This window comes from Pseudomonas sp. A2 (assembly GCF_023100865.1).
In the GTDB taxonomy this organism is placed as follows: domain Bacteria; phylum Pseudomonadota; class Gammaproteobacteria; order Pseudomonadales; family Pseudomonadaceae; genus Aquipseudomonas; species Aquipseudomonas asiatica.
Window position 1 is genome coordinate 2,017,202 of the sequence record NZ_CP039127.1, and the last position, 21,180, is coordinate 2,038,381.

Genomic DNA, 21,180 nt, shown 5'->3' on the forward strand with positions numbered 1-21,180 from the left:
GCGACGAGGTACATTGCGCGGCTAATGGCCAATAGCTATAACTGAGGGCAGGGCAAGATAATCCGCAGGACGCTGACGTGACGAGATGGGTGTATGTCAAAGGGTGGCGTGCGTGCGCGGTTGCTTGGCCTGTGCACAGAGGCAATGTCCGCCTGGGCGGTGGCCCTGGTCGCCCTGGTCGTGGGTGGCCTGTTGACGGCCGTCCTGGCGTTAGCCACGCAAACCTTCTACAAGCAGCAACTGCGCCAGCGCTTCGAGCTGCTGGCCAGCGAGCGTTTCAGCCGGATCGCCGAGCGGTTTGACGAACAGCAGCAGCGCCTGGACGGGCTGCGGCGGTTTTTCAGCTTTTCCAACGAAATCACCCCACACGAGTTCGACGGCTACGCCCGGCCATTGCTGCAGCGGACCCTGGCCTACGCCTGGGCGCCGCGTGTCGAGGCCGCGCAACGCGCCGAGTTCGAGCGCCAGGCCAGTGTGCATTTCGGCCCGGGCTATGTGATCCGCGACCAGGATGAACAAGGCCAGTGGCACCCATCCCCCCAGCGCGACCATTACTTCCCGGTACTCTATACCCAGTCGGGTGAATTGCCCGGGCTGCCCCATGGTCTGGACCTCGCCGGCCAGGAAGTGCCCTTGGCGGCACTGGCGCGGGCGCTGGGGCCCGGCAGCATGGCGGTGTCCGAGCCACTACCCATGTTCGATACCAGCTCGGATGCGCGTGGCCTGCTGATGGTGGCGCCAGTGTTTTCCGATGCCAACCCCCGCGGCGCGGCAATGGGCTATGTGATGGCCCTGCTGAGCATGCGGGAACTGGTCAGTGACGGGCGCCCGGTTACGGCAGACGATAACCTGGTGGTGCGTATCGTCGACCCCACCGGGCTGCATGGCCCCGAGGTGATGTTCGATTCGCAGAACCCGGTTGCACCTCTGCCGCTGGCCATCAACCAGTTGTTGCACCTGGCTGACCACCACTTCCAGCTGAGTATCCGGCCGAGCCTGGCCTTCGTGCGCGCCAACCGCTCCTCCGCGGTGCTGGCGGTAAGCCTGCTGGGCGGCTTGTTGAGCCTGCTGCTCAGTGGGTTGCTCTACAGCCTGTTCAGCCAGCGCCAGCGCGCCTTGGCCCTGGTAGAGCAGCGTACCGCCGAGCTGCGGGTCAGCGAGCAGTCACTGCGTGGTACCCACAACCAGCTGCGCAGCGTGCTGGATGCCGCAACCCAGGTGGCGATCATCGCCACCAACCTCAAGGGCGTGGTCAGCACCTTCAACGCCGGTGCCGAGCGCTTGCTCGGTTACCCGGCCTGCGAGGCGATCGGCAAGCTGCGCCTGGAGGACCTGGTGTTGCCCGAGGAGTTGAGCCTGCGTGCCCATGCCTTGAGCCTGCGTTTCGGCCGGCCGATTGCAGGTGGCCAGGCCATGTTTGCCGAAACGGTGCAGGGGCATGGAGCCGAGCCGGGGGAGTGGACCTTGTTGCGCGCCGATGGCAGCCAACTGGTGGCCAACATGCTGGTCACCGCCATGCTCGATGAACAGGGGTTATGGATCGGTTACCTGGCGATCTGCATCGATGTCACTGAACGGCGTCGGGTGCATGAGGCGCTGGCGGCGCGTGACCGCCTTCTGGAAAAACTCAGTGCCGAGGTGCCGGGTGGCATCTACCAGTACCGCCTGGATGGCAACGGCCATTCCTGTTTTCCGTACGCCAGCAAGGGCCTGTACGACATCTACGAAGTCGATCTGCAGCAATTGCGCGAGGATGCCACGGCGGTGTTCGAGCGCATCCACCCGGATGACCTCGAGCGCGTGCGCCGCTCGGTGCGTTACTCGGCCGAACACCTGTCGCCCTGGCGTGAAGAATATCGGGTCTGCCTGCCGCGTGCCGGGCTGCGTTGGGTGCGTGGCGAGGCGACACCGGAGGTGGGCGAGCAGGGCTGCACGTTGTGGCATGGCTACCTGACCGATATCTCCGACCTCAAGGGTGTGGAGGAAGAGTTGCGTGCGCTGTCGGTGACCGATTCGCTGACCGGCATCCATAATCGCCGTTACTTCCAGGAGCGGCTCAAGCTCGAGCTGGAACGGGCCCAGCGCGATGGCCAGGCACTGGCGGTCATCATGCTCGATATCGATCACTTCAAGCGCATCAACGACCATTTTGGCCACGCAGTCGGCGATCGCGTGCTGCGCAGCCTGTGCCTGCGTATCAGCCAGCGTTTGCGCCGTACCGATGTTTTCTGCCGGTTGGGCGGCGAGGAATTCATGGTGCTGTGCCCGGGCAGCGATGCCGAGCAGGCGCGGCTGCTGGCGCTGGAGCTGTGGCATGGGGTGCGCAATGTGCCGGTGGAAGGCGTGGGCAGGGTGACCGCGAGTTTTGGTGTGGCGGGCTGGCGACCGGGGGAAGGGGCCGATGCCTTGCTGTTGCGGGCTGATGCAGGCGTGTATGCGGCCAAGCAGGCCGGGCGGGACCGGGTGGAGGGGGAGTTGGCCTGACAGCTTTCAGTTGCCAATGCCGGCCCGTTCGCGGCTAAAGCCGCTCCCACAGAGACATCACAGGTCTTGAACCCTGCACTGTACATGTAGGAGCGGCTTTAGCCGCGAAGAGGCCGGTACCGGCTAACGATCAGTTGGCCGCAGTACTGCCGGCCAGTTTCGGCTGGCGGTACAGGTCCAGCAGCACCTGGTCGAGCACCTGCGAGGCGCCCCACGGTTTCGGATCGTTGAGGATCGCCGCCACCGCCCAGGTATGGCCGTTGCTGTCGCGGCTGAAGCCGGCAATTGCCCGCACGGTATTCAGCGTGCCAGTCTTGATGTGCCCTTCGCCGGTCATGGCGGTACGCTTCAGGCGCTTGCGCATGGTGCCATCCATACCCACCAGCGGCATCGAGCTCATGAACTCGGCAGCATAAGGGCTCTTCCAGGCAGCCTGCAGCATCGCGGCCATCTCCCGGGTGCTGACCCGTTCGGCACGCGACAGGCCGGAACCGTTTTCCATTACCAGGTGCGGCGCGGTAATGCCCTTCTTCGCCAGCCACTGGCGCACCACACGCTGGGCGGCGCGGGCGTCGTCACCGTCGGCATCGGTGCGGAACTGCGCGCCAAGGCTCAGGAACAGCTGCTGGGCCATGGTGTTGTTGCTGTACTTGTTGATGTCGCGGATCACTTCCACCAGGTCTGGCGAGAAGGCTCGGGCCAGCAGGCGAGCGCCCTTGGGCACGTTCTCGAAGCGGTCGCCACCCTGGATGCTGCCACCCAGCTCGTTCCAGGTCGCGCGCACGGCACCGGCGGCGTAGGTCTGGTGGTCGAGCAGCGACAGATAGGTCTGGGAGTTGCAGCCGTCACCCAGCTGGCCACTGACCGTTACGCTGATGCCATCGGCCTGCTGCACCGGGTTGTAGCGCACGTCACCCGAGCACTGTCTGGAGGCTACTGCCTTGACCTGGTTGTCGATGCGGATGCTGGCAATCGGCGGTTCGACTGCGATGGTTACCTTGCCGCCATCGTTGCGGGCCACGAAACGCAGGGCCTTGAGGTTGACCAGCAGCGAGTCGGGCTTGACCAGGAACGGCTTGTTCTCATCGCCGCCGTCGTCGTTGAACTGCGGCAGGTTGGGCTGCACGAAATGGCTGCGGTCCAGCACCAGGTCGCCGGTGATGGTGCGCACGCCATTGGCGCGCAGGTCACGCATCAGCAGCCACAGCTTTTCCATGTTCAGTTTCGGGTCGCCGCCACCTTTGAGGTACAGGTTACCGTTGAGTACACCGTTGCTCAGGGTGCCGTCGGTGTAGAACTCGGTTTTCCACTGGAAGGTCGGGCCGAGCAGTTCGAGGGCGGCGTAGGTGGTGACCAGTTTCATGGTCGAGGCCGGGTTGACCGAGACATCGGCATTGAACACGGTCGGTGTGCCGGGGCCGTCCAGCGGCAGCATCACCAGCGACAGGGCAGAATCCTGCAGCTTGTTGGCCTTGAGGGCCTGCTGCACCTTGGCAGGCAGCGTGGTGTTGACGGCGGCGGCCTGGCTGGGCAGGGCGAGTGGTAACAGCAGGCCGGCAAGAACGAGGGGACGAAGCGTTTTGATCATGATCGATAAATACCCTACGGCGAGGGAAAAGGGCATTGGGGCTGTAAGGAATGATGGCCCCAGGGTGAAAGAATACGCATTATGCCCCAAGCGCAGCGACGATGCGCCACGTTCGACGGAAAAGCACCCCCAATAAAAAAGGCCACCCCTGAGGGTGGCCTTTTCAGCGATCGAGCCGGGCCGGTATTACTCGGCCTTGTTGATCGGCTTTTCCGGGTACCAGGCGTCCAGCAGCGGGCTGACCTCGATCTTGGTCAGTTCGCTACGGCCTTTGAGCCAGGCTTCAACGGCTGCACGCTGTTCTTCGCTGACCGAGCCGCGTTTGACCGAGCACACCAGGCCGAAATCGTCACCGCCTACATAGTCCAGGCCATTGGCGTCCATGGCTTCTGCCAGGAACGCGTCGAGGAAAGCATCGATTGCCTGGTCATCCAGATCTTCCTTGAATTCCAGGTTCAGCTCGAAGCCCAATTCCTGAAACTCGTCGACACACAGCTTCTTGCGCAGACGACGGGAGCGGTTTGTGGCCATGAAACAATCCTCTTAGGTAATAACGCCGCGCAGTCTACCAGTTAACACGCCTGGCTGCCTGCCTGTGTGCAGGTACCTGTGGCCAGTTCCCTGGCCAGGGCACGTTCTACCCGGCACATATGCCGCGCCAGTGCCTGGCGCCGCAGGCGTAACTGGGTGGTAGGCAAGCCGCTTGCCTCGAGGGCTTCGCAAGCTTTCATCAGCTCGGGGGCTTCCAGCATCCGCGCGGCACTGAGCACCTTGTGCGCCTGTTCGGCAATGGCATCGCTGTCATGCTGCGGATGCAATGCCATCAAGGTGGCCAGGTCGGCCTGCAGGCTCTGCTGCAACGCCTGCAGGAAACGCTGGCGATCGTTCGGGTCATGCCCGACCACCGTGGCCAGGCCGTCCAGGTGGTAGAGCTTGCGGCGCGGTTTCTGCTGGCAGCGTGGGCGGATATTGGCAAGACGCTGGCTGAGCGTGCCCAGGCTGATGGGCTTGAGCAGGCAGTCGTCCATGCCGGCGCTCAGGCACTTGCGGCGTACCTCCGGTTGTGCGTTGGCGGTGTAGCCGAGAATGGTGCAGCGCTGCCGCTTGCCATGGCGTTCCTCGGTACGTACGGCAGTGGCCAGCTGGTAACCGTTCATGTGCGGCATGTTGCAGTCGAGCACCAGCACATCGAAGTCGCCCGCCCGCCAGGTAGCCAGGCCTTCGCGACCGTCTTGGGCGCTGGTGTGCTCAAGCCCCAGGTAGCCAAGCTGCTGTGCCATCAGTTGCAGGTTGGCCGGGTGGTCGTCGATCACCAGCACGCTCAGCCGTGGGTCGGGCACGTCGAGGTTTTCGATCAGCGGGGCCGGCTGCGCTGCTGCGTCAACCCGCTGCAGCGGCATCTTCAGGCGCACCTGGGTGCCGACATCCTCCAGGCTCTTTATGGTCAGGCTGCCGCCCATCATCTCGCACAGGTTGCGACAGATGGCCAGGCCCAGCCCGGTACCTGCACGGGCGCTCTGGCTATGCGGGTTGGCCTGGATGAACGGGTTGAACAGGCGCTGCAGGTCGTCGGCGTGGATACCGATGCCACTGTCGCGCACTTCCAGCTCCAGCACTGCGGGGGTAGTGCTGCCGTCGTCCACCAGGCCGACGCATATGCGCACCTGGCCATGCTCGGTGAACTTGATGGCGTTGCTTACCAGGTTGGACAGTACTTGCTTGAAACGCAGGGGGTCGAGCATGACATGGCAGCGGGCGGCCGGTGCGATGATCACCTCCAGGGCCAGGCCTTTCTGCCGGGCCTGGCCCTCGAAAATGCGCCCCACCGACTCGACCAGGGCCGCCAGGTCGACGGCCTCCGGGGCGAGGGACAAATGCCCGGACTCGATGCGCACAATGTCGAGGATATCGCCGATCAGGCCCAGCAGGTCCTTGGCCGAATGGTGGGCCAGCTCCAGCGCACAGCGGTCTACACGGCCTTGGTCGGCGCGCTTGACTGCCAGCTCAAGCATGCCGATGACGGCATTCATCGGGGTGCGGATTTCGTGGCTGATGGTGGCCAGGAACGTGCTTTTGGCGCGGTTCGCATCATCGGCCTGCTGCTTGGCCTGGCGCAGCTCCATGACCAGATGGCGGCGCTCGCTGATGTCGATCCAGCCACCGATGATGCCCTGCACCTCACCCAGTGAGTCGCGGTACGGCAGAATCCAGTGGTAGATGGTCATCTCCCGGCCCTGGATCCGAAGTGGCCGGTCCATGATCAGCGGCGAGCCTTCGGCCATCACCTTAAGATAATCGGCGTGGATCTGCCGGGTCTGCTCGTAATCGGCGAACAGGCTCCCCTCCAGGTTTTTGCCGATGACCTCCTCGGAGCGGGCCTGCACGGCTTCCAGGTAACTGTAGTTGCAGCTTTGCAGTCGGCCCTCGCGATCTCGCACGTACATGGGGTGGGGCGTACCGTTGAGGAGGGCGCGCATGAACGCCAACTGGTCGTTCAGCGCCCGTTCGGCGCGTTGCCGCTGGCGAATCTGCAGGCGCAGGCGGGCATTCCACAACAAGGCCAGCAGCAACAGCACGGCGGTGCCCAGTACCACCTGTATCGCCAGCCGGCGGTAGCCGTGGTCGTTGCCATCCTCGTGCAGGCTGAAGCCGCGCCAACGGTTGTTGATGACCCCGAGTTCTTCCGGCGAGATGCTCAGCAGCGCCTTGTCGAGGATCGACACCAGCGCTTGTGACGGGGCGCTGGTGGCCATGGCGAAGGTGGCGGGTTCGCTGCCGACGGTGGCCCGGATGACCAGTTCGGGATTGCCAGCCAGGGCGTGGTTGGCGTCGATCAAGGTGGTGATCACCGCATCGACGGCACCACTGTTGAGCAACGCCATGGAATAGAACGAGCTTTCGGTCTCGACCCAGCCGATTTGCGGATAGTGCCGCGACAGCATGGCGTCCATGGCACTGTAGCGGGTAATGGCGATGCGATGACCCTGCAGCTGTTCCAGCGAGGTGAAGGGTTGTTTGTCCTTGCGGCTGACCAGCACATAGGCGCTTTCCAGGTAGGGTTGGCTGATTTGCAGGTCGTCTTCGTTCATCCCGCCGCTGGCCAGTGCAGCAATGACATCGGCGCGGCCATCCTTGAGGCGGGCAATCATGTCGGCAAGGCCGCTGGCGCGCTGCACTTCGAAACGCAAGCCGGTGCGCAGGCGAAGGAGCTCGAGCAGGTCGGCGGTGATGCCGCGAAAATGCCCCGAGCCGTCGAAATAGGAGACCGGTGCAGCGGTGTCATCGATTGCAACGCGCATCACCGGGTGGTCTTTCAGCCATTGTTCTTCGGTGTCGGTCAGTTGCAGCTTGCGGTCGGTCAGCAGCAGGTCGCTACCAGCGCTCCAGCGCTTGAAGATGCTGGCGCGTATGGCCGAGGTCTGTCTGTCCAGGGTGGCGTTCACCAGATCCATCAGGACCCGGTCCTCGCGGCGCAGGGCAAAACCGAAGCCGATGGCCTCGTGCTTGCCGAAACTGGCCATGCGCAGGCGCGGCAGGTGGCCGCGATTGAGCTGGTAGTGGGTGGAAATGGTATCACCGATGAACACGTCGGCCTGGCCGAACGCCACGGCACTCAGGGCCTGGCTGGACGAGCCGAAGGCCAGAAGCTCGGCCTTGGGGTAGGCGCTGTTCACCTCCTGCCGGGGCAGGTAATGGTAGAGCATGCCCAGGCGCATGCCGCCCAGGCCTGTGTCCAGCGCCCGGCTTTCGTCCTCGCGCGTTACCAGCACCGGTTGGTCGATGGCATAGGGGGACGACAGGGCCAGGCCATCGCTGGCCGCTTCGTAGCCGTTGGAGCTCCCAAGGAGGTCGATATCGCCCTGCCGGAGCGCCTCGACCGCCGCTTGCCGGCTGGAAAAGCGCAGCACCCGCACGGGCAACTGCAGGGCCTTGCCGATCAGGCTTGCGTACTCGGCGGTAAGGCCCTGGTAGTCGCGGCCCCCACTGGTGATGTCGAACGGCGGGTAGTCTGGTGCCGAGGTACCCAGCACCAGTTCCTGACGGCCTTCGAGCCATTGCCGTTGTTCGTCCGTGAGCGCTGGTAATGCCGGCCTGGCCGATGAGCGTGCCAGCAAGGTATAGGATGAAGCCTCGTGATGGGTAGCCTGTGCCACGCCGCTGAACAGGAGCAGGGTGAGCAGTAGGCGAGCGATACTGTGCGCCATGACTACCCTCAGACCAGCGCGTTGCGTTTGGCCATTTCAATCAGATCGACCAGCGTATTGACCTGAAGTTTGTGCATGAGGCGCTTCTTGTAGGTACTGACGGTCTTGCTGCTGAGGAACATGCCCTTGGCAATTTCCTTGTTGCTGCGGCCCTGGGCGAATAGTTGCAGCACCATCAGTTCGCGGTCATTAACCTGACGGAAAAGTTGCAGGTCGGCATCTACCGCCTGGTTATGCTTGATTGCCTGGCTGGGGAAATAGTTGTAACCAGCCAGCACGGCCTTTACTGCACTGAGCAGTTCGCTCAGGTCCTCCTGCTTGCACACATAGCCTGCAGCACCCGAGTGCATGCAGCGTACGGCAAACAATGCGGGAGATTGCGCGGTCAGTACCAGTACCTTCAGGGGCAAGGCCATGGCCTGGAACCGGGCAAGCACCTCCAGCCCGTCCAGTTTGGGGATGCTGATGTCGAGGATGACTAGGTCTGGAGCGGCTTCGCGAATCATCTGCATGGCGTCCACGCCGTTGTCCGACTCGCCGACAATCTTGTAATTCTGGTTTTCCAGCAACATACGAACGGCCAGGCGGATGACGGGATGGTCGTCGACGATAAATATGGAATGCATGTTCAACTTCCCTGCGGGCGATTGAGGGTGACAGGCGGCACCTTATCGCAGTTGAAAGTCATCGGGCATGCGAGGAAGGGCTATTAGCCCTATATGGGAAATGGCTTACAAGATAAAACAATTCGGGCTACGAAATAAGCGCGTTTAATTCATTGTCAAAGCGTGATTGGTAACTTTTCATTTACTTTTATTCGTGCCGTTTAACTTGTCGCCAGTATATGTAGGAAGTTTCCCACAATGGGCGGTGCAGCTACGGGCGATGTCCGGGCTGCACCGGCAGGGCTCAGGTCGGGCTGGAGCGCCCGGTCATTTCCCGGGCCATTTCACTGGCATAGCTGTCGGTCATCCCCGCGATGAAGTCGATCATGCGCAGGAAGGCGCTGTGCAGCGAGCCGTGTGGGTCGGGGGCATTGTTGCCGATCAGGTCCAGTACCCGGCGGCTCTTGAATGAGGGCGTGCGTCCACCGTGCTGCTCGAGGGCGGCCCCGCAGAAGGTGTTCAGCAAGATTTCCAGCGTGGTGTAGGCGCCGATCTCGTGCAGGGTCTTGCGCTTGTCCTGGAAGATCTTGTTGCGTGCCATGTCCTTGGCCTGCAGCACGCAGCGCTTGGCCGGGCCGTGCATGTGTTCGACCAGGTCGCCCGCCAGCTGCCCGGCCAGCAAGGCCTGCTGCTGCTCGACGAAGGCACGGGCGGCAGCGTTGGTCAGGTGCTCGATGGCCTTGCCGCGCAGAATCGCCAGCCTGCGCCGCCGGGAATCGCCAGGGCCGAGCTGGCGGTAGGTTTCCGGCAGGTCATCGCCGACCAGATCGAGCAGCAGTGCTTCGACTTCGGCGTATTGCAGCAGCTCCATCTCCAGGCCGTCTTCCAGGTCGATCAGCGCGTAGCAGATGTCATCTGCAGCTTCCATCAGGTAGACCAGCGGGTGGCGCGCCCAGCGCTGGTGTTCCAGTTGCGGCAGGCCGAGCTTGCGGGCGATCTGCTCGAGCAGCGGCAGTTCGCTCTGGTAACTGCCGAACTTGTGTTTCTTGTAGCCCAGGGCGTCGGCGTGGCGTGCGCTCCACGGGTACTTCAGGTAAGTGCCGAGGGTGGCATAGGTCAGCCGGGTACCGCCGTCGAACTGGTGGTACTCCAGTTGGGTGAGTACGCGAAAGCCTTGGGCGTTACCTTCGAAGTTGAGGAAGTCGGCGCGCTCGTCGTCGCTCATGTCGTCCAGCCAGCCACGCCCGGCCGCCTGCTGGAACCAGTGCCGGATGGCGTCTTCGCCAGAGTGGCCGAATGGTGGGTTGCCGATGTCATGGGCCAGGCAGGCCGACTGCACGATCATCCCCAGGTCGCTGGGGGCGCACCAGTCCGGCAGGCTGTCGCGCAGGGTTTCGCCGACGCGCATGCCCAGCGAGCGGCCGACGCAGCTGACTTCCAGCGAGTGGGTCAGGCGTGTATGGATATGGTCGTTGCTCGAAACCGGGTGCACCTGGGTCTTGCGCCCGAGGCGGCGAAAGGCACCGGAGAAGATGATGCGGTCGTGGTCTTTGTGGAAGGGGCTGCGCCCGAGTTCATCGGCGCTGTACAGGGCTTTGCCCAGGCGTTCGCGGGTGAGCAGGGTGTGCCAGTCCAAGGCGCGGTCTCCTGTAGGTCGAAGGCAGCAGCATATCCTGTAGGAGCAGCCTTGTGCTGCGAAGAGGTCCGTTTGATCGATACAAATTCCTCGCCGCTCCCGGCCTCTTCGCAGCACAAGGCTGCTCCTACAAGGATCGCGATGGTCAGGGGCGGCGGCTGCCTCGCAGGTACAGGCGCAGCAACGGCAGCAGGCTGGTGCCGAGGCGCAACAGCCGCGCCAGGTTGCCGCTGCGCACGCCCTTGCCGGTGAGGAAGCCCAGCGCCACCACGGCGCCAATCCCCCACAGCGGCGCATGCTTGATGCCCAGCCCGTCGTGCAGTGAGCTGCCCATGCCGCGCACGCGGCGCAGTGGCTCAAGCAACTGCGCGGACTCGTGGCGGATTTCCTGGCGGTGCATTTCCATGCGCAGGCGCAGCAGCGCCTTGCGCAGTTCCCGCGGGTTACGGGTGTTTGGCAGTTCTGGCAGGCTCATGGCAACAGGCGCTCCCGGTCCTTGGCAAGTTCCTCGAGGGTGGCGCCGAAGGGCGACGACTCGTCGAACACCGCGGCCTTCAAGCGCAAGCCGCAATACAGCGCGGCTATGCCGTAGAACACGCACAGGCCGATGATGCCGGCCAGGCGATAGCTATCCCACAGCAGCACCAGCAACAGCCCGGACAACGCCGTCAGCAGAAGCAGGGCGAACACCAGGGCGAGGCCGGCGAACAGCAGCAGGCTCAAGGTGCGGCCCTTCTGCTCCTGCAATTCGATGCCGAACAGTTCGATGTGGCTGTGCAGCAGCCCCAGGGCAGCCGCCCCCAGGCGCTTGCCCGAGGCGCTGGCGCCGTTGGCGTCGTTCTCCATGGAAACCCCTCAGCGGCGGTTGGCCAGCAGGCCGATCAACAGGCCGACGCCAGCGGCAATGCCGATCGCCTGCCACGGTTTTTCCTGCACGTACTGTTCGGCACTGCTCAATGCTGCCTGGCCGCGTTCCCGCACCGAGTCCTGGGTCAGTTGCAGGGTTTCGCGGGCCTGGGTCAGGCGGTCGTGGATCTGTTCACGCAACTCGTCAGCCTGGTCGCCTGCCAGGTTGGCAGTGTCGGCCAGCAGCTTCTCGGTGTCGCGGACCAGTGCCTGGAAGTCAGCCATCAATATCTCTTGTGCAGTCTTTGCCGATTTGCTGGCCATGGGTATCTCCCTGTCGATGAGTGTTGGTAGTTCGAGTGATAGCACGCGCGGAAGGTTCAAGTACCGGCGCTGGTATGGGCCTTGCTAAGGCTTTGCCACGTTGCGGGGCGCCCTGGTCGGGTATTGCGCCGATTCAGGGCGTCAGCGCAGCGGATACCGATAAACCTTAACTCAATCCACGACAAACCCAAGAAAAAACCAAGCAGGCTCCGCCCGGTTCACCGAAACGGGGCAGGGAGCTGGCACCGATTCGGTGCAGGGATGCAGGTTCTTGAACTGTCCTGGTGCCTTTTTCAGCAGGTCTGCCTATTTCATGGAAAACATGCACAGCGCGATGGACTCTCTGGTCCACGGTTCAAACACCCTGTTCATTCTCATGGGCGCCATCCTGGTGCTGGCCATGCATGCCGGCTTCGCGTTTCTCGAAGTGGGCACTGTACGCCACAAGAACCAGGTCAACGCCTTGTCGAAGATTCTCAGCGACTTCGCTATTTCGGCATTGGTGTACTTCTTCATCGGCTACTGGATCGCCTACGGGGTCAGCTTCTTCCAGCCGGCGGCAGCGTTGGCGGCCGACCATGGCTATGCGCTGGTCAAGTGCTTCTTCCTGCTGACCTTCGCTGCGGCGATCCCGGCAATCATCTCCGGGGGTATCGCAGAGCGGGCGCGATTTGTGCCGCAGCTGTGTGCCACGGCATTGATCGTAGCGTTCATCTACCCGTTCTTCGAGGGCGTGGTGTGGAACGGCAACCTGGGCGTCCAGGGCTGGTTGCAGGCACGCTTCGGCGCGCCATTCCATGATTTTGCCGGCTCGGTGGTGGTGCATGCCATGGGCGGCTGGCTGGCGCTGGCGGCGGTGTTGCTGCTGGGCGCGCGCCGTGGGCGCTACCGCGATGGCCGGTTGGTGGCTTTTGCCCCGTCGAGCATTCCCTTTCTGGCATTGGGGTCGTGGATCCTGATCATCGGCTGGTTCGGCTTCAACGTCATGAGTGCCCAGACCCTGCAAGGTGTCAGCGGCCTGGTGGCGATCAACTCGCTGATGGCCATGGTCGGTGGCACCCTGTCGGCCTTGCTGGCCGGGCGTAACGACCCGGGCTTCCTGCATAACGGGCCGCTGGCCGGGCTGGTAGCGGTTTGTGCCGGTTCCGACCTGATGCACCCGATTGGTGCGCTGGCCACCGGCCTGGTGGCGGGTGCGCTGTTCGTCTGGACCTTCACCGCGGCGCAGAACCGCTGGAAGATCGACGATGTGCTGGGTGTGTGGCCGTTGCATGGCCTGTGCGGCGTATGGGGTGGCATGGCCTGCGGCATCTTCGGCCAGGAGGTGCTGGGTGGCATGGGCGGTGTCAGCCTGGTCAGCCAATTGCTGGGCAGCCTGATGGGCGTGGTGGTGGCATTGGCCGGCGGTTTTGCCGTGTATGGTGCAATCCGCGCGCTGCATGGGCTGCGCTTGAGCCATGAGCAGGAATTCCAGGGCGCGGACCTGTCGCTGCACCGTATCGGCGCCACCAGCCAGGATTGAGCCAGGTCAGGTGCACTGTGGGCAGGACGGACCTAGAATAGGTTTCTCCCTGCCAAAGCGGACTTGCCCCCATGCTGCCTGAATGCCAACTGTTCGGCACCCTCGGCTGCCACCTGTGTGAAGTGGCCGAGGCCGTGCTGATGCCCTTCGTCGATCATGGCCTGCTGGTGGAACTGGTCGACATTGCCGAGAACGAAACTCTGTTCGAACGCTATGGCCTGATCATTCCGGTGCTGCGCCGTTGTGACAACGGCGCCGAGCTGCACTGGCCGTTCGATGCCGAACAGGTGGTGGCGTTTCTCGCGCAGTAATTGCGCAAGGGGAGGTCTGTCCCTGCTCCATGCGGTGTGCAGCGTTGTGATGATCCGCTGCCGGCACGTTGAGGCCGGCATCCTTCACCGGTCATCAGGAATCCAGCCATGCGCATTACCCCCCATTTCACCCTCGATGAAATGACTGTTTCGCAGCTCGCCGCCAGGGAAGGGCTCGACAACAATCCTCCAGCCGAGGCGCGTGCCAACCTGCAGTTGCTGTGCAATGCACTGGAGCAGGTGCGCGCGCTGTTCGGCGCACCGGTCATCGTCAGCAGTGGCTATCGCAGCCCCGCAGTCAATCAGCGCATTGGCGGGACGCTGACGAGCAAGCATCTGCAGGGGCTGGCGGCTGATTTCACGGTGATTGAAGTGACCCCGCGCGAGGTTGTGCGACGGATCAGCGAAAGCACCATCCCTTTCGACCAGCTGATCCTCGAATTCGATGACTGGGTGCACCTGGCCGTGTCGCGCGGCGCCCCTCGGCGCCAGGTGTTGACCATCCGTAAAGGCACCGGCTATCTGCCGGGCCTGCAATGAAGCGCATTGACGGCGGCAAGGGGATATTCGTATGCTGTATATAAATACAGTATCGAGGTGAAGCCATGCTCAATGTCGAGCAACTCAAGTACAGCGTCAACCGCATGCCCGTCGAGCGGGTAGCCGACGCTGTTCTGGAACTGCGCCTCGAAGGCCTGGTGACCGACGACCGCACGCCGTTCGGCAAGGTCCACTTCAATACCTGCTTCGCCGAGATCGAGGCCCTGTTCCAGCGGGCCGGCTATCACCGCGGGCTGGATGTGGTGGGGTATCAGGGGTTGCTGTATGCCCTCTACGACCCTGGGCGCTGGGAGCCGGTGCAGGTGTTGCGCTGGTTGAAGGAGCGCTGCGAGGCCATTGCCCAGGCTGGTTGAGGGCGCGGGCTTGGGGGATAATGCGCGGCCGTGAACGTTTCGAGCCCTGCCATGACCACGCCTTTCGACCCCGCCCGCCAGCAAGCCAGCACGGTGTGCCTGCCCCCCGGTAACTGGGCGACGGTGCTCGACTGCCTGTGTGACCATTTCAAGGCCATCGACCGCGCCCAGTGGCTCGATCGTTTTGCTCGTGGCCGGGTGCTTGATGCCGAAGGGCGGGCGGTTTCTGCCGAACTGCCTTACAAGCGCGGTATGCGATTGCACTACTTCCGTGAGGTGCCGAACGAGCGGCCGATCCCGGTGCAGGAGGCCATACTGCATGTGGATGAGCACCTGGTGGTAGCCGACAAGCCGCATTTCCTGCCTGTGACGCCGACTGGTGAATACGTCGAACAGACCTTGCTGCGCCGCCTGATCCGCCGCCTGGGCAACCCGCATCTGGTGCCGTTGCACCGTATCGACCGGCATACCGCCGGGCTTGTGCTGTTTTCCGCCAACCCGCAGAGCCGCAGTGCCTACCAGCGGCTGTTCCCCGAACGACGCATCGACAAGCGCTACCAGGCAATTGCGGCGGCCATGCCGCAGCACGATTTCCCGCTGGTGCACAAAAGTCGCCTGGTACATGGCGAGCCGTTTTTCCGCATGCACGAGGTAGAGGGGGAGGCCAACAGCGAAACCCTGGCCGAAGTGCTGGAAAAGAATGGCGAGCTTTGGCGTTACGGGCTGTCGCCGGTAACTGGCAAGACCCATCAGTTGCGCGTGCACATGGCGGCGCTGGGGGCGGGGATCTGCAATGACCCGTTCTATCCGCAGCTTCTCAACGACGAGGACGACTACCAGCGGCCGCTGAAGTTGCTGGCGCAGAGCCTGCGCTTTGCAGACCCGCTGAGCGGGGAAGAACGCTACTTCGAGAGCTGTTTGCAGCTGGATTGGTAATGCTCACACGCTCGTTGCATGAGCAACTGTCGTGAATGCACTCTGAAGGCTTGCGCGGCCCCCTGTGGGAGCGGGTTCACCCGCGAAGAAGCCTGCGCGCTGGATGGCACCGGCTTCGCCGGTGTTCGCGGGTGAACCCGCTCCCACAGTGATCGCGCAATCTTTTGGATTTTGAGCAAGACAGTTACTCCCACAGGTACGGCGCAGGTATAAAGTGCATGCCGTACCTGTGGAAGCCGCCTTAGCGGTTGAACCGCTCCACCAGCGAGTACTGGGTACCCGCCGTACTGGTCAGCTCTTCGCTGAGCAGCGCCGAATGCTGGGCCTGTTCGGCAGTCTGGTCGGCCAGGTCGGCGATGGTACTGATGTTGCGGCTGATCTCGTCCGCCACTGCAGTCTGCTCTTCGGTCGCTGCAGCAATCTGGGTAGCCATGTCGGTGATGTTGGCCACCGCTTCACTGATACCCACCAGCGCCTCGTCGGCCTGCATCACACGGTCGACGCCTTCCTGCGCCTGGCGATGGCCGGTTTCCATGGTCAGTACGGCATTGCTGGCGGTTTGTTGCAGCTTGGCGATCAGGCCGTGGATCTGCCCGGTGGATTCGGCAGTGCGCTGGGCCAGCTGGCGCACTTCGTCGGCCACCACGGCAAAGCCTCGGCCCATTTCACCGGCACGTGCCGCTTCGATGGCCGCGTTCAGCGCCAGCAGGTTGGTCTGGTCGGCGATGCCCTTGATCACATCGACCACGCCACCAATCTCGTCACTGTCCTTGGCCAGTTGCGTCACCGTCTGGCCGGTTTCGCCCACCGCCGCCGACAGGCGCTCGATGGCCTCGCGGGTTTCACCGGCAATCTGCCGGCCCTGGCTGGTCAGGCGGTTGGCTTCCTGGGTGGCATCGGCGGTGCGCTGCACGTGGTTGGCCACTTCCTGGGTGGTGGCGGCCATCTGGTTGACCGCAGCGGCAACCTGCTCGGTCTCCACCCGCTGGCGCTCCAGGCCCGAAGAGCTCTTGTGCGCAAGCGCGTCAGACTGGCGCGCCTGTTCGCTGAGGTGTTCGGCGCTGTCCTGCAGGCGGGTCAGGCAGGTTTTCATGCGCGCGTCCTGGCTGAGCATGGCCATTTCCAGGCGCGCCTGCACGCCCCGGCTGTCGGTGTACATCTGCGCGATCAGCGGGTCGGAGGTGGTTTGCTCGGCCAGGCGCAGCAGGCGCTTGAGGCCACGCTGCTGCCAGCTCAGGCCCAGCAGGCCCAGTGGTACGGAAAGCCCGGCAGCCAGGGCGAAGCCCCAGGAATGCCCCAGCCAGTTGCCGATCAGGAAGCCCACCTGGCTGATCAGGATGAACGGCAACCAGTCCTGCAGCACCGGTAGCCACTTGTCCCGGCGCGGTACCGGCGGCTTGCCCTGGTTGATGCGCTGGTACAGCGCCTCGGCGCGGCGGACCTGCTCGGCGGTGGGCTTGACCCGCACCGATTCGAAGCCGACCACCTGGTTGTTGTCGAAGATCGGCGTGACATAGGCGTTGACCCAGTAATGGTCGCCGGACTTGCAGCGGTTCTTGACGATGCCCATCCACGGCTGGCCCTGCTTGAGGGTTTGCCACATGTGAGCAAACACCGCTGGCGGCACGTCGGGGTGGCGCACCAGGTTGTGCGGCGCACCGGTCAGTTCTTCGCGGGTGAAACCACTGATCTCGATGAAGGCATCGTTGCAGTAAGTGATCACACCTTTGGCATTGGTGGTGGAGATCAACCGCTGCTGGGCAGGGAAAGTCCGTTCTCTCTGGGTAATCGGCTGGTTGTTACGCATGGGTTGATAGTCCGCAGGGCTTTCGACTGATATCGGCAAGCCGCTGGTTTTATTGAATGAATAATTAATGTGCTTGACCTGTGGCAACAGGCCATCACTTCGATCTGGGTTAGCCAACGAGCACGTTCAAGTAATTTAGCGTCATTATTTCGTTTTTACTGCTGTTTAATGACGGATAAGTCGAATGATGACCGAATGGCTAGCCAAGAGCCAGCATCGGATAGCTGAACAGGGTGAAATGCACCAGGTTCAGGCCAAAATGGCAGAGCACCGCCGCCGCCACGCCGCCCCAGCGGTACGCCAGGCCGTAGCCGATACCGGCAAGGGTGGCCAGGTACACCCATTGCCAGCCGGCCCCCAGGTGGGCCAGGCCGAACAGCAAGGCGGCGGCGAACAATGCCAGCCCTTGGTGGCGCAGCAGCCGTTGCAGGCCGGCCTGGATGTAGCCGCGGAATAGCAGTTCTTCGGTCAGGCTTACCAGCAGCAGGTTGTTCAGCAGCCAGAGCCAGGCTTGGTCGGGCCATTTCGGGGCCCAGGCCAGCATGCCCATTGCCCAGGCGCCGCCCAGGCAGGCAAGCAGTGTCAGGGGCAGGGCGTACAGCAGGCTGGTCGCCAGGCCCTGGCTGCGCCACAGGAACAGCCAAGGGCAGGCCAGCAGCAGCCAGGCGCCGATCAGGGGTTTGTCCAGGTTCAGGTACATCGTGAAAGGCAGGGCGCCAGGGCTGAGGACAACGCCGTCGATGACCTTGGCAGCGTTGAAGCCGGGCAGCCAGTGCAATGCCAGGGCTATGGCCAGTAGGATGAACAACGTGTGGCCGAGGGCTTGTTGCCAGCGCTGGGGGCGGCGAGCGAGCAGGGCGCTGGCAAGCAGGGCGAGAAAGGTGGGTAGGGTAGTGATGCCGAGGTTGCCGTGGCTCAGGGCGAGGGTGTAGCCGAGCGCCAGGAGTAAAAGTGCGATCAGGTTGAAGCGAGGCACGAGTAGTCCTTCTCGGGTAAGCAGAAACGGGCCGCTACGCGTCGCTTGTAGGAGCGGCCTTGTGTCGCGATGGGCCGCATGGCGGCCCCAGATTTCAGCTCCGCCGCCGCTATCGAGCGGGGCCGCTGCGCGCCCCATCGCGACACAAGGCCGCTCCTACAGGCGATGGGCTGCACAGCAGCCCCAAGCATACGCGCCTCAACCAGCAATCAGCTGGCGCAACACATAATGCAATATCCCCCCTGCCTTGAAGTACTCCACTTCATTCACGGTATCGATCCGGCACAGCACCTCGATCTGCTCCTGCTGCCCATCCTCGCGGGTGATGCGCAAGGGCAGGCTCATGCCCGGGCGGATCTGTGTACCGTTCAAGCCCAGCACATCGATCTTCTCCTTGCCGGTCAGACCTAGCTGCTTGCGGTTGTGCCCGGCCTTGAATTGCAGCGGCAGTACGCCCATGCCTACCAGGTTGGAGCGGTGAATGCGCTCGAAGCTTTCCGCCAGTACTGCTTTGACCCCCAGCAGGTTGGTGCCTTTGGCGGCCCAGTCGCGGCTCGAGCCGGTGCCGTATTCCTGGCCGGCGATCACCACCAGCGGCGTGCCTTCCTGCTGGTAGCGCATGGCCGCGTCGTAGATCGACAGCTTCTCGCCACTGGGCACGTGCAGGGTGTTGCCTCCTTCTTCGCCCGCCAGCATTTCGTTGCGGATGCGGATGTTGGCGAAGGTGCCGCGCATCATCACTTCATGGTTGCCACGCCGTGAGCCGTAGGAGTTGAAGTCGTGGGGCTCGACGCCCTGCTCACGCAGGTAGCGCCCGGCCGGGCTGTCGGCCTTGATGTTGCCAGCTGGGGAAATGTGGTCCGTGGTCACCGAGTCACCCAGTAGTGCCAGGATCCGCGCACCCTGGATGTCGGTGACCTGCGGGGGTGGCCCGCCGATGTCGTCGAAGAACGGCGGATGCTGGATATAGGTAGAATCGGCCTGCCACACGTAGGTGGCCGCCTGCGGTACCTCAATGGCCTGCCACTGTGCATCGCCGGCGAACACTTCGGCGTATTCCTTGTGGAACATCGCCGTGTCTACCTTGGCCACGGCAGCGGCAATTTCCTGCTGGCTGGGCCAGATGTCACGCAGGTACACCGGTTGACCATCCTTGCCAGTGCCCAGAGGGTCGCGGGTCAGGTCCAGGCGTACGCTGCCGGCCAGGGCATAGGCCACCACCAGTGGCGGCGAGGCCAGCCAGTTGGTCTTGACCAGCGGATGCACACGGCCTTCGAAGTTGCGGTTACCCGACAACACAGAAGCCACCGTGAGGTCGGCGCTGCCGATGGCTTTTTCGATTGCTTCATCCAGCGGGCCGGAGTTGCCGATGCAGGTTGTGCAGCCATAGCCGACCAGATCGAACCCCAATTGGTCCAGATAGGTGGTTAGCCCGGCGGCCTTGAAGTAGTCGGTGACCACCTTGGAGCCCGGTGCCAGCGAGCTCTTGACCCAGGGTTTGCGTTGCAGGCCTTTTTCCAGGGCCTTTTTCGCCACCAGCCCGGCGGCCATCATCACGCTGGGGTTGGAGGTGTTGGTACACGAGGTGATCGCGGCAATCACCACGGCGCCATCGCGCAGTGTGTGGGTCTGGCCTTGATGGCTGTAGTCGATCTCCCCGGCCTGGTCGGCGTTGCCCACCGCCACGCCGCCGCCACCTTCGCTTTCCAGGCGGCTGACCTCTTTGGCCAGCGGTTTGGGTTGCAGTTCGATGAAGTGGTCAAAGGCCTGGCTGACCTGGCCCAGGGCTACCCGGTCCTGCGGCCGCTTGGGCCCGGCCAGGCTGGCCTCGACCTCTTGCATGTCCAGCGCCAGGCTGTCGCTGAACAGTGGCTCCTGGCCCGGCTGCCGCCACAAGCCCTGGGCTTTGCAGTACTGCTCGACCAGTTGCACCGTCGCCTCGGGGCGGCCGGACAGGCGCAGGTAGTCCAGGGTCACCTGGTCGACGGGGAAGAAGCCGCAGGTGGCACCGTATTCCGGGGCCATGTTGGCGATGGTTGCCCGGTCGGCCAAGGGCAGATCTGCCAGGCCGTCGCCGTAGAACTCGACGAACTTGCCCACCACGCCCTTCTTGCGCAGCATCTGCGTCACCGTCAGCACCAGGTCGGTGGCGGTGATGCCTTCGCGCAGCTTGCCGGTCAGCTTGAAGCCGATCACTTCAGGGATCAGCATCGACACCGGCTGGCCGAGCATGGCCGCCTCCGCTTCGATCCCGCCCACGCCCCAGCCGAGCACGCCGAGGCCGTTGATCATGGTGGTATGCGAATCGGTACCGACCAGGGTGTCGGGGAAGGCGTAGGTGCGGCCATCGGCCTCACGGGTCCAGACGGTGCGACCGAGGTATTCGAGGTTGACCTGGTGGCAAATACCAGTGCCCGGCGGTACCACGCGGAAGTTGTCGAAGGCGCTCTGGCCCCAGCGCAGGAAGGCATAGCGCTCGCCGTTGCGCTGCATTTCGATGTCGACGTTCTCGCTGAAGGCCTGCGGCGTGCCGTAGCGGTCGACCATCACCGAATGGTCGATCACCAGGTCCACGGGTGAAAGCGGGTTGATCCTCTGCGGGTCGCCGCCGGCCTTGGCCATGGCAGCGCGCATGGCGGCCAGGTCGACCACGGCCGGCACACCGGTAAAGTCCTGCATCAGCACCCGCGCCGGGCGGTACTGGATCTCGCGGTCGGAGCGTCGCTCGCCCAGCCATTGGGCGAGGGCGCGCAGGTCGTCGCCGGTGACGGTCTTACCGTCTTCCCAGCGCAGCAGGTTTTCCAGCAGTACCTTCAGCGACATGGGCAGGCGCTGCAGGTCGCCCAGTTGGCGGGCGGCCTCGGTGAGGCTGAAGTAGTGGTAGGTCTTGTCGCCGACCTGTAGGGATTTGAGGGTATTCAGGCTATCGAGCGAGGGCATTGCCAACTCCTTCTGCGCCGGTGCCTGGCAAGATCTGCCGGTGGCACCGCTGTGTATCGATCCGCACGGCACGGACCTGGCTGAAA

General features: G+C 63.5%; 17 protein-coding genes. 6 read left to right on the top strand and 11 right to left on the bottom strand.

From position 1 onward, the window contains the following. Nucleotides 1-93 precede the first annotated feature (93 nt). Nucleotides 94-2,484, top strand: coding sequence for a diguanylate cyclase (locus E5221_RS09395; protein WP_247847211.1), 2,391 nt, complete (start codon nucleotides 94-96; stop codon nucleotides 2,482-2,484). A gap of 130 nt (nucleotides 2,485-2,614) precedes the next feature. Here E5221_RS09395 and dacB read toward each other — a convergent pair whose 3' ends face one another. From dacB to E5221_RS09435, 8 genes are all read right to left on the bottom strand, one after another. Continuing rightward, nucleotides 2,615-4,072: a D-alanyl-D-alanine carboxypeptidase/D-alanyl-D-alanine-endopeptidase gene (dacB, locus tag E5221_RS09400; protein WP_247847213.1), complete on the bottom strand. Its 1,458-nt coding sequence runs from the start codon at nucleotides 4,070-4,072 to the stop codon at nucleotides 2,615-2,617. A gap of 186 nt (nucleotides 4,073-4,258) precedes the next feature. Next, complete coding sequence (locus E5221_RS09405; RefSeq protein WP_004376110.1) at nucleotides 4,259-4,603, bottom strand: YggL family protein; 345 nt, start codon at nucleotides 4,601-4,603, stop codon at nucleotides 4,259-4,261. A gap of 41 nt (nucleotides 4,604-4,644) precedes the next feature. Next, a complete protein-coding gene (locus tag E5221_RS09410) occupies nucleotides 4,645-8,277 on the bottom strand; it encodes a transporter substrate-binding domain-containing protein (protein ID WP_247847214.1) in 3,633 nt (1,210 codons plus the stop codon). An 8-nt stretch (nucleotides 8,278-8,285) separates the two neighbouring features. Then, nucleotides 8,286-8,903: a response regulator transcription factor gene (locus tag E5221_RS09415; protein ID WP_015269505.1), complete on the bottom strand. Its 618-nt coding sequence runs from the start codon at nucleotides 8,901-8,903 to the stop codon at nucleotides 8,286-8,288. A gap of 283 nt (nucleotides 8,904-9,186) precedes the next feature. Next, nucleotides 9,187-10,518, bottom strand: coding sequence for a deoxyguanosinetriphosphate triphosphohydrolase (locus E5221_RS09420; RefSeq protein WP_061552094.1), 1,332 nt, complete (start codon nucleotides 10,516-10,518; stop codon nucleotides 9,187-9,189). 145 nt (nucleotides 10,519-10,663) lie between these two features. Beyond that, on the bottom strand, nucleotides 10,664-10,993 hold the full coding sequence (locus E5221_RS09425) for a hypothetical protein (RefSeq protein WP_247847216.1): 330 nt from the start codon (nucleotides 10,991-10,993) through the stop codon (nucleotides 10,664-10,666). Further along, the gene (locus tag E5221_RS09430) at nucleotides 10,990-11,364 is read right to left on the bottom strand and encodes a phage holin family protein (protein ID WP_013971683.1); all 375 of its coding nucleotides are present in this window, start codon (nucleotides 11,362-11,364) and stop codon (nucleotides 10,990-10,992) included. Before E5221_RS09430 ends, E5221_RS09425 begins: the two co-directional genes overlap by 4 nt. Before the next feature lie 9 nt (nucleotides 11,365-11,373). After that, a complete protein-coding gene (locus tag E5221_RS09435) occupies nucleotides 11,374-11,688 on the bottom strand; it encodes a YqjD family protein (protein ID WP_013971684.1) in 315 nt (104 codons plus the stop codon). 313 nt (nucleotides 11,689-12,001) lie between these two features. On the opposite strand from E5221_RS09435, the gene E5221_RS09440 reads away from it, so the two are divergent. The 5 genes from E5221_RS09440 (at nucleotide 12,002) to E5221_RS09460 (ending at nucleotide 15,371) form a co-directional block, all read left to right on the top strand. After that, on the top strand, nucleotides 12,002-13,210 hold the full coding sequence (locus tag E5221_RS09440) for an ammonium transporter (RefSeq protein ID WP_247847217.1): 1,209 nt from the start codon (nucleotides 12,002-12,004) through the stop codon (nucleotides 13,208-13,210). A gap of 71 nt (nucleotides 13,211-13,281) precedes the next feature. Further along, on the top strand, nucleotides 13,282-13,521 hold the full coding sequence (locus E5221_RS09445) for a glutaredoxin family protein (protein WP_004376101.1): 240 nt from the start codon (nucleotides 13,282-13,284) through the stop codon (nucleotides 13,519-13,521). A 108-nt stretch (nucleotides 13,522-13,629) separates the two neighbouring features. Continuing rightward, nucleotides 13,630-14,061, top strand: a complete 432-nt coding sequence (locus tag E5221_RS09450; RefSeq protein ID WP_023661723.1) for a D-Ala-D-Ala carboxypeptidase family metallohydrolase — start codon at nucleotides 13,630-13,632, stop codon at nucleotides 14,059-14,061. A 65-nt stretch (nucleotides 14,062-14,126) separates the two neighbouring features. After that, the gene (locus E5221_RS09455; RefSeq protein WP_004376097.1) at nucleotides 14,127-14,435 is read left to right on the top strand and encodes a hypothetical protein; all 309 of its coding nucleotides are present in this window, start codon (nucleotides 14,127-14,129) and stop codon (nucleotides 14,433-14,435) included. Between the two features lie 51 nt (nucleotides 14,436-14,486). After that, complete coding sequence (locus E5221_RS09460; protein WP_015269509.1) at nucleotides 14,487-15,371, top strand: pseudouridine synthase; 885 nt, start codon at nucleotides 14,487-14,489, stop codon at nucleotides 15,369-15,371. A 241-nt stretch (nucleotides 15,372-15,612) separates the two neighbouring features. On the opposite strand, the gene E5221_RS09465 is transcribed toward E5221_RS09460, so the two are convergent. The 3 genes from E5221_RS09465 to acnA all read right to left on the bottom strand — a co-directional run bounded on the left by E5221_RS09465 (nucleotide 15,613) and on the right by acnA (nucleotide 21,094). After that, on the bottom strand, nucleotides 15,613-17,178 hold the full coding sequence (locus E5221_RS09465; protein ID WP_015269510.1) for a PAS domain-containing methyl-accepting chemotaxis protein: 1,566 nt from the start codon (nucleotides 17,176-17,178) through the stop codon (nucleotides 15,613-15,615). 199 nt (nucleotides 17,179-17,377) lie between these two features. Further along, entirely contained in the window at nucleotides 17,378-18,154 is a 777-nt protein-coding gene (locus E5221_RS09470) for a CPBP family intramembrane glutamic endopeptidase (protein ID WP_061552091.1), read from the bottom strand. 198 nt (nucleotides 18,155-18,352) lie between these two features. Further along, complete coding sequence (gene acnA, locus E5221_RS09475; protein ID WP_247847219.1) at nucleotides 18,353-21,094, bottom strand: aconitate hydratase AcnA; 2,742 nt, start codon at nucleotides 21,092-21,094, stop codon at nucleotides 18,353-18,355. Nucleotides 21,095-21,180 lie beyond the last annotated feature (86 nt).

Bases quoted from the DNA above. Each gene is read 5' to 3' on its own strand.
- E5221_RS09395 (WP_247847211.1), top strand. From the start codon at position 94: ATGTCAAAGGGTGGCGTGCGTGCGCGGTTGCTTGGCCTGTGCACAGAG.
- dacB (WP_247847213.1), bottom strand. From the start codon at position 4,072: ATGATCAAAACGCTTCGTCCCCTCGTTCTTGCCGGCCTGCTGTTACCA.
- E5221_RS09405 (WP_004376110.1), bottom strand. From the start codon at position 4,603: ATGGCCACAAACCGCTCCCGTCGTCTGCGCAAGAAGCTGTGTGTCGAC.
- E5221_RS09410 (WP_247847214.1), bottom strand. From the start codon at position 8,277: ATGGCGCACAGTATCGCTCGCCTACTGCTCACCCTGCTCCTGTTCAGC.
- E5221_RS09415 (WP_015269505.1), bottom strand. From the start codon at position 8,903: ATGCATTCCATATTTATCGTCGACGACCATCCCGTCATCCGCCTGGCC.
- E5221_RS09425 (WP_247847216.1), bottom strand. From the start codon at position 10,993: ATGAGCCTGCCAGAACTGCCAAACACCCGTAACCCGCGGGAACTGCGC.
- E5221_RS09430 (WP_013971683.1), bottom strand. From the start codon at position 11,364: ATGGAGAACGACGCCAACGGCGCCAGCGCCTCGGGCAAGCGCCTGGGG.
- E5221_RS09435 (WP_013971684.1), bottom strand. From the start codon at position 11,688: ATGGCCAGCAAATCGGCAAAGACTGCACAAGAGATATTGATGGCTGAC.
- E5221_RS09440 (WP_247847217.1), top strand. From the start codon at position 12,002: ATGGAAAACATGCACAGCGCGATGGACTCTCTGGTCCACGGTTCAAAC.
- E5221_RS09445 (WP_004376101.1), top strand. From the start codon at position 13,282: ATGCTGCCTGAATGCCAACTGTTCGGCACCCTCGGCTGCCACCTGTGT.
- E5221_RS09450 (WP_023661723.1), top strand. From the start codon at position 13,630: ATGCGCATTACCCCCCATTTCACCCTCGATGAAATGACTGTTTCGCAG.
- E5221_RS09455 (WP_004376097.1), top strand. From the start codon at position 14,127: ATGCTCAATGTCGAGCAACTCAAGTACAGCGTCAACCGCATGCCCGTC.
- E5221_RS09460 (WP_015269509.1), top strand. From the start codon at position 14,487: ATGACCACGCCTTTCGACCCCGCCCGCCAGCAAGCCAGCACGGTGTGC.
- E5221_RS09465 (WP_015269510.1), bottom strand. From the start codon at position 17,178: ATGCGTAACAACCAGCCGATTACCCAGAGAGAACGGACTTTCCCTGCC.
- acnA (WP_247847219.1), bottom strand. From the start codon at position 21,094: ATGCCCTCGCTCGATAGCCTGAATACCCTCAAATCCCTACAGGTCGGC.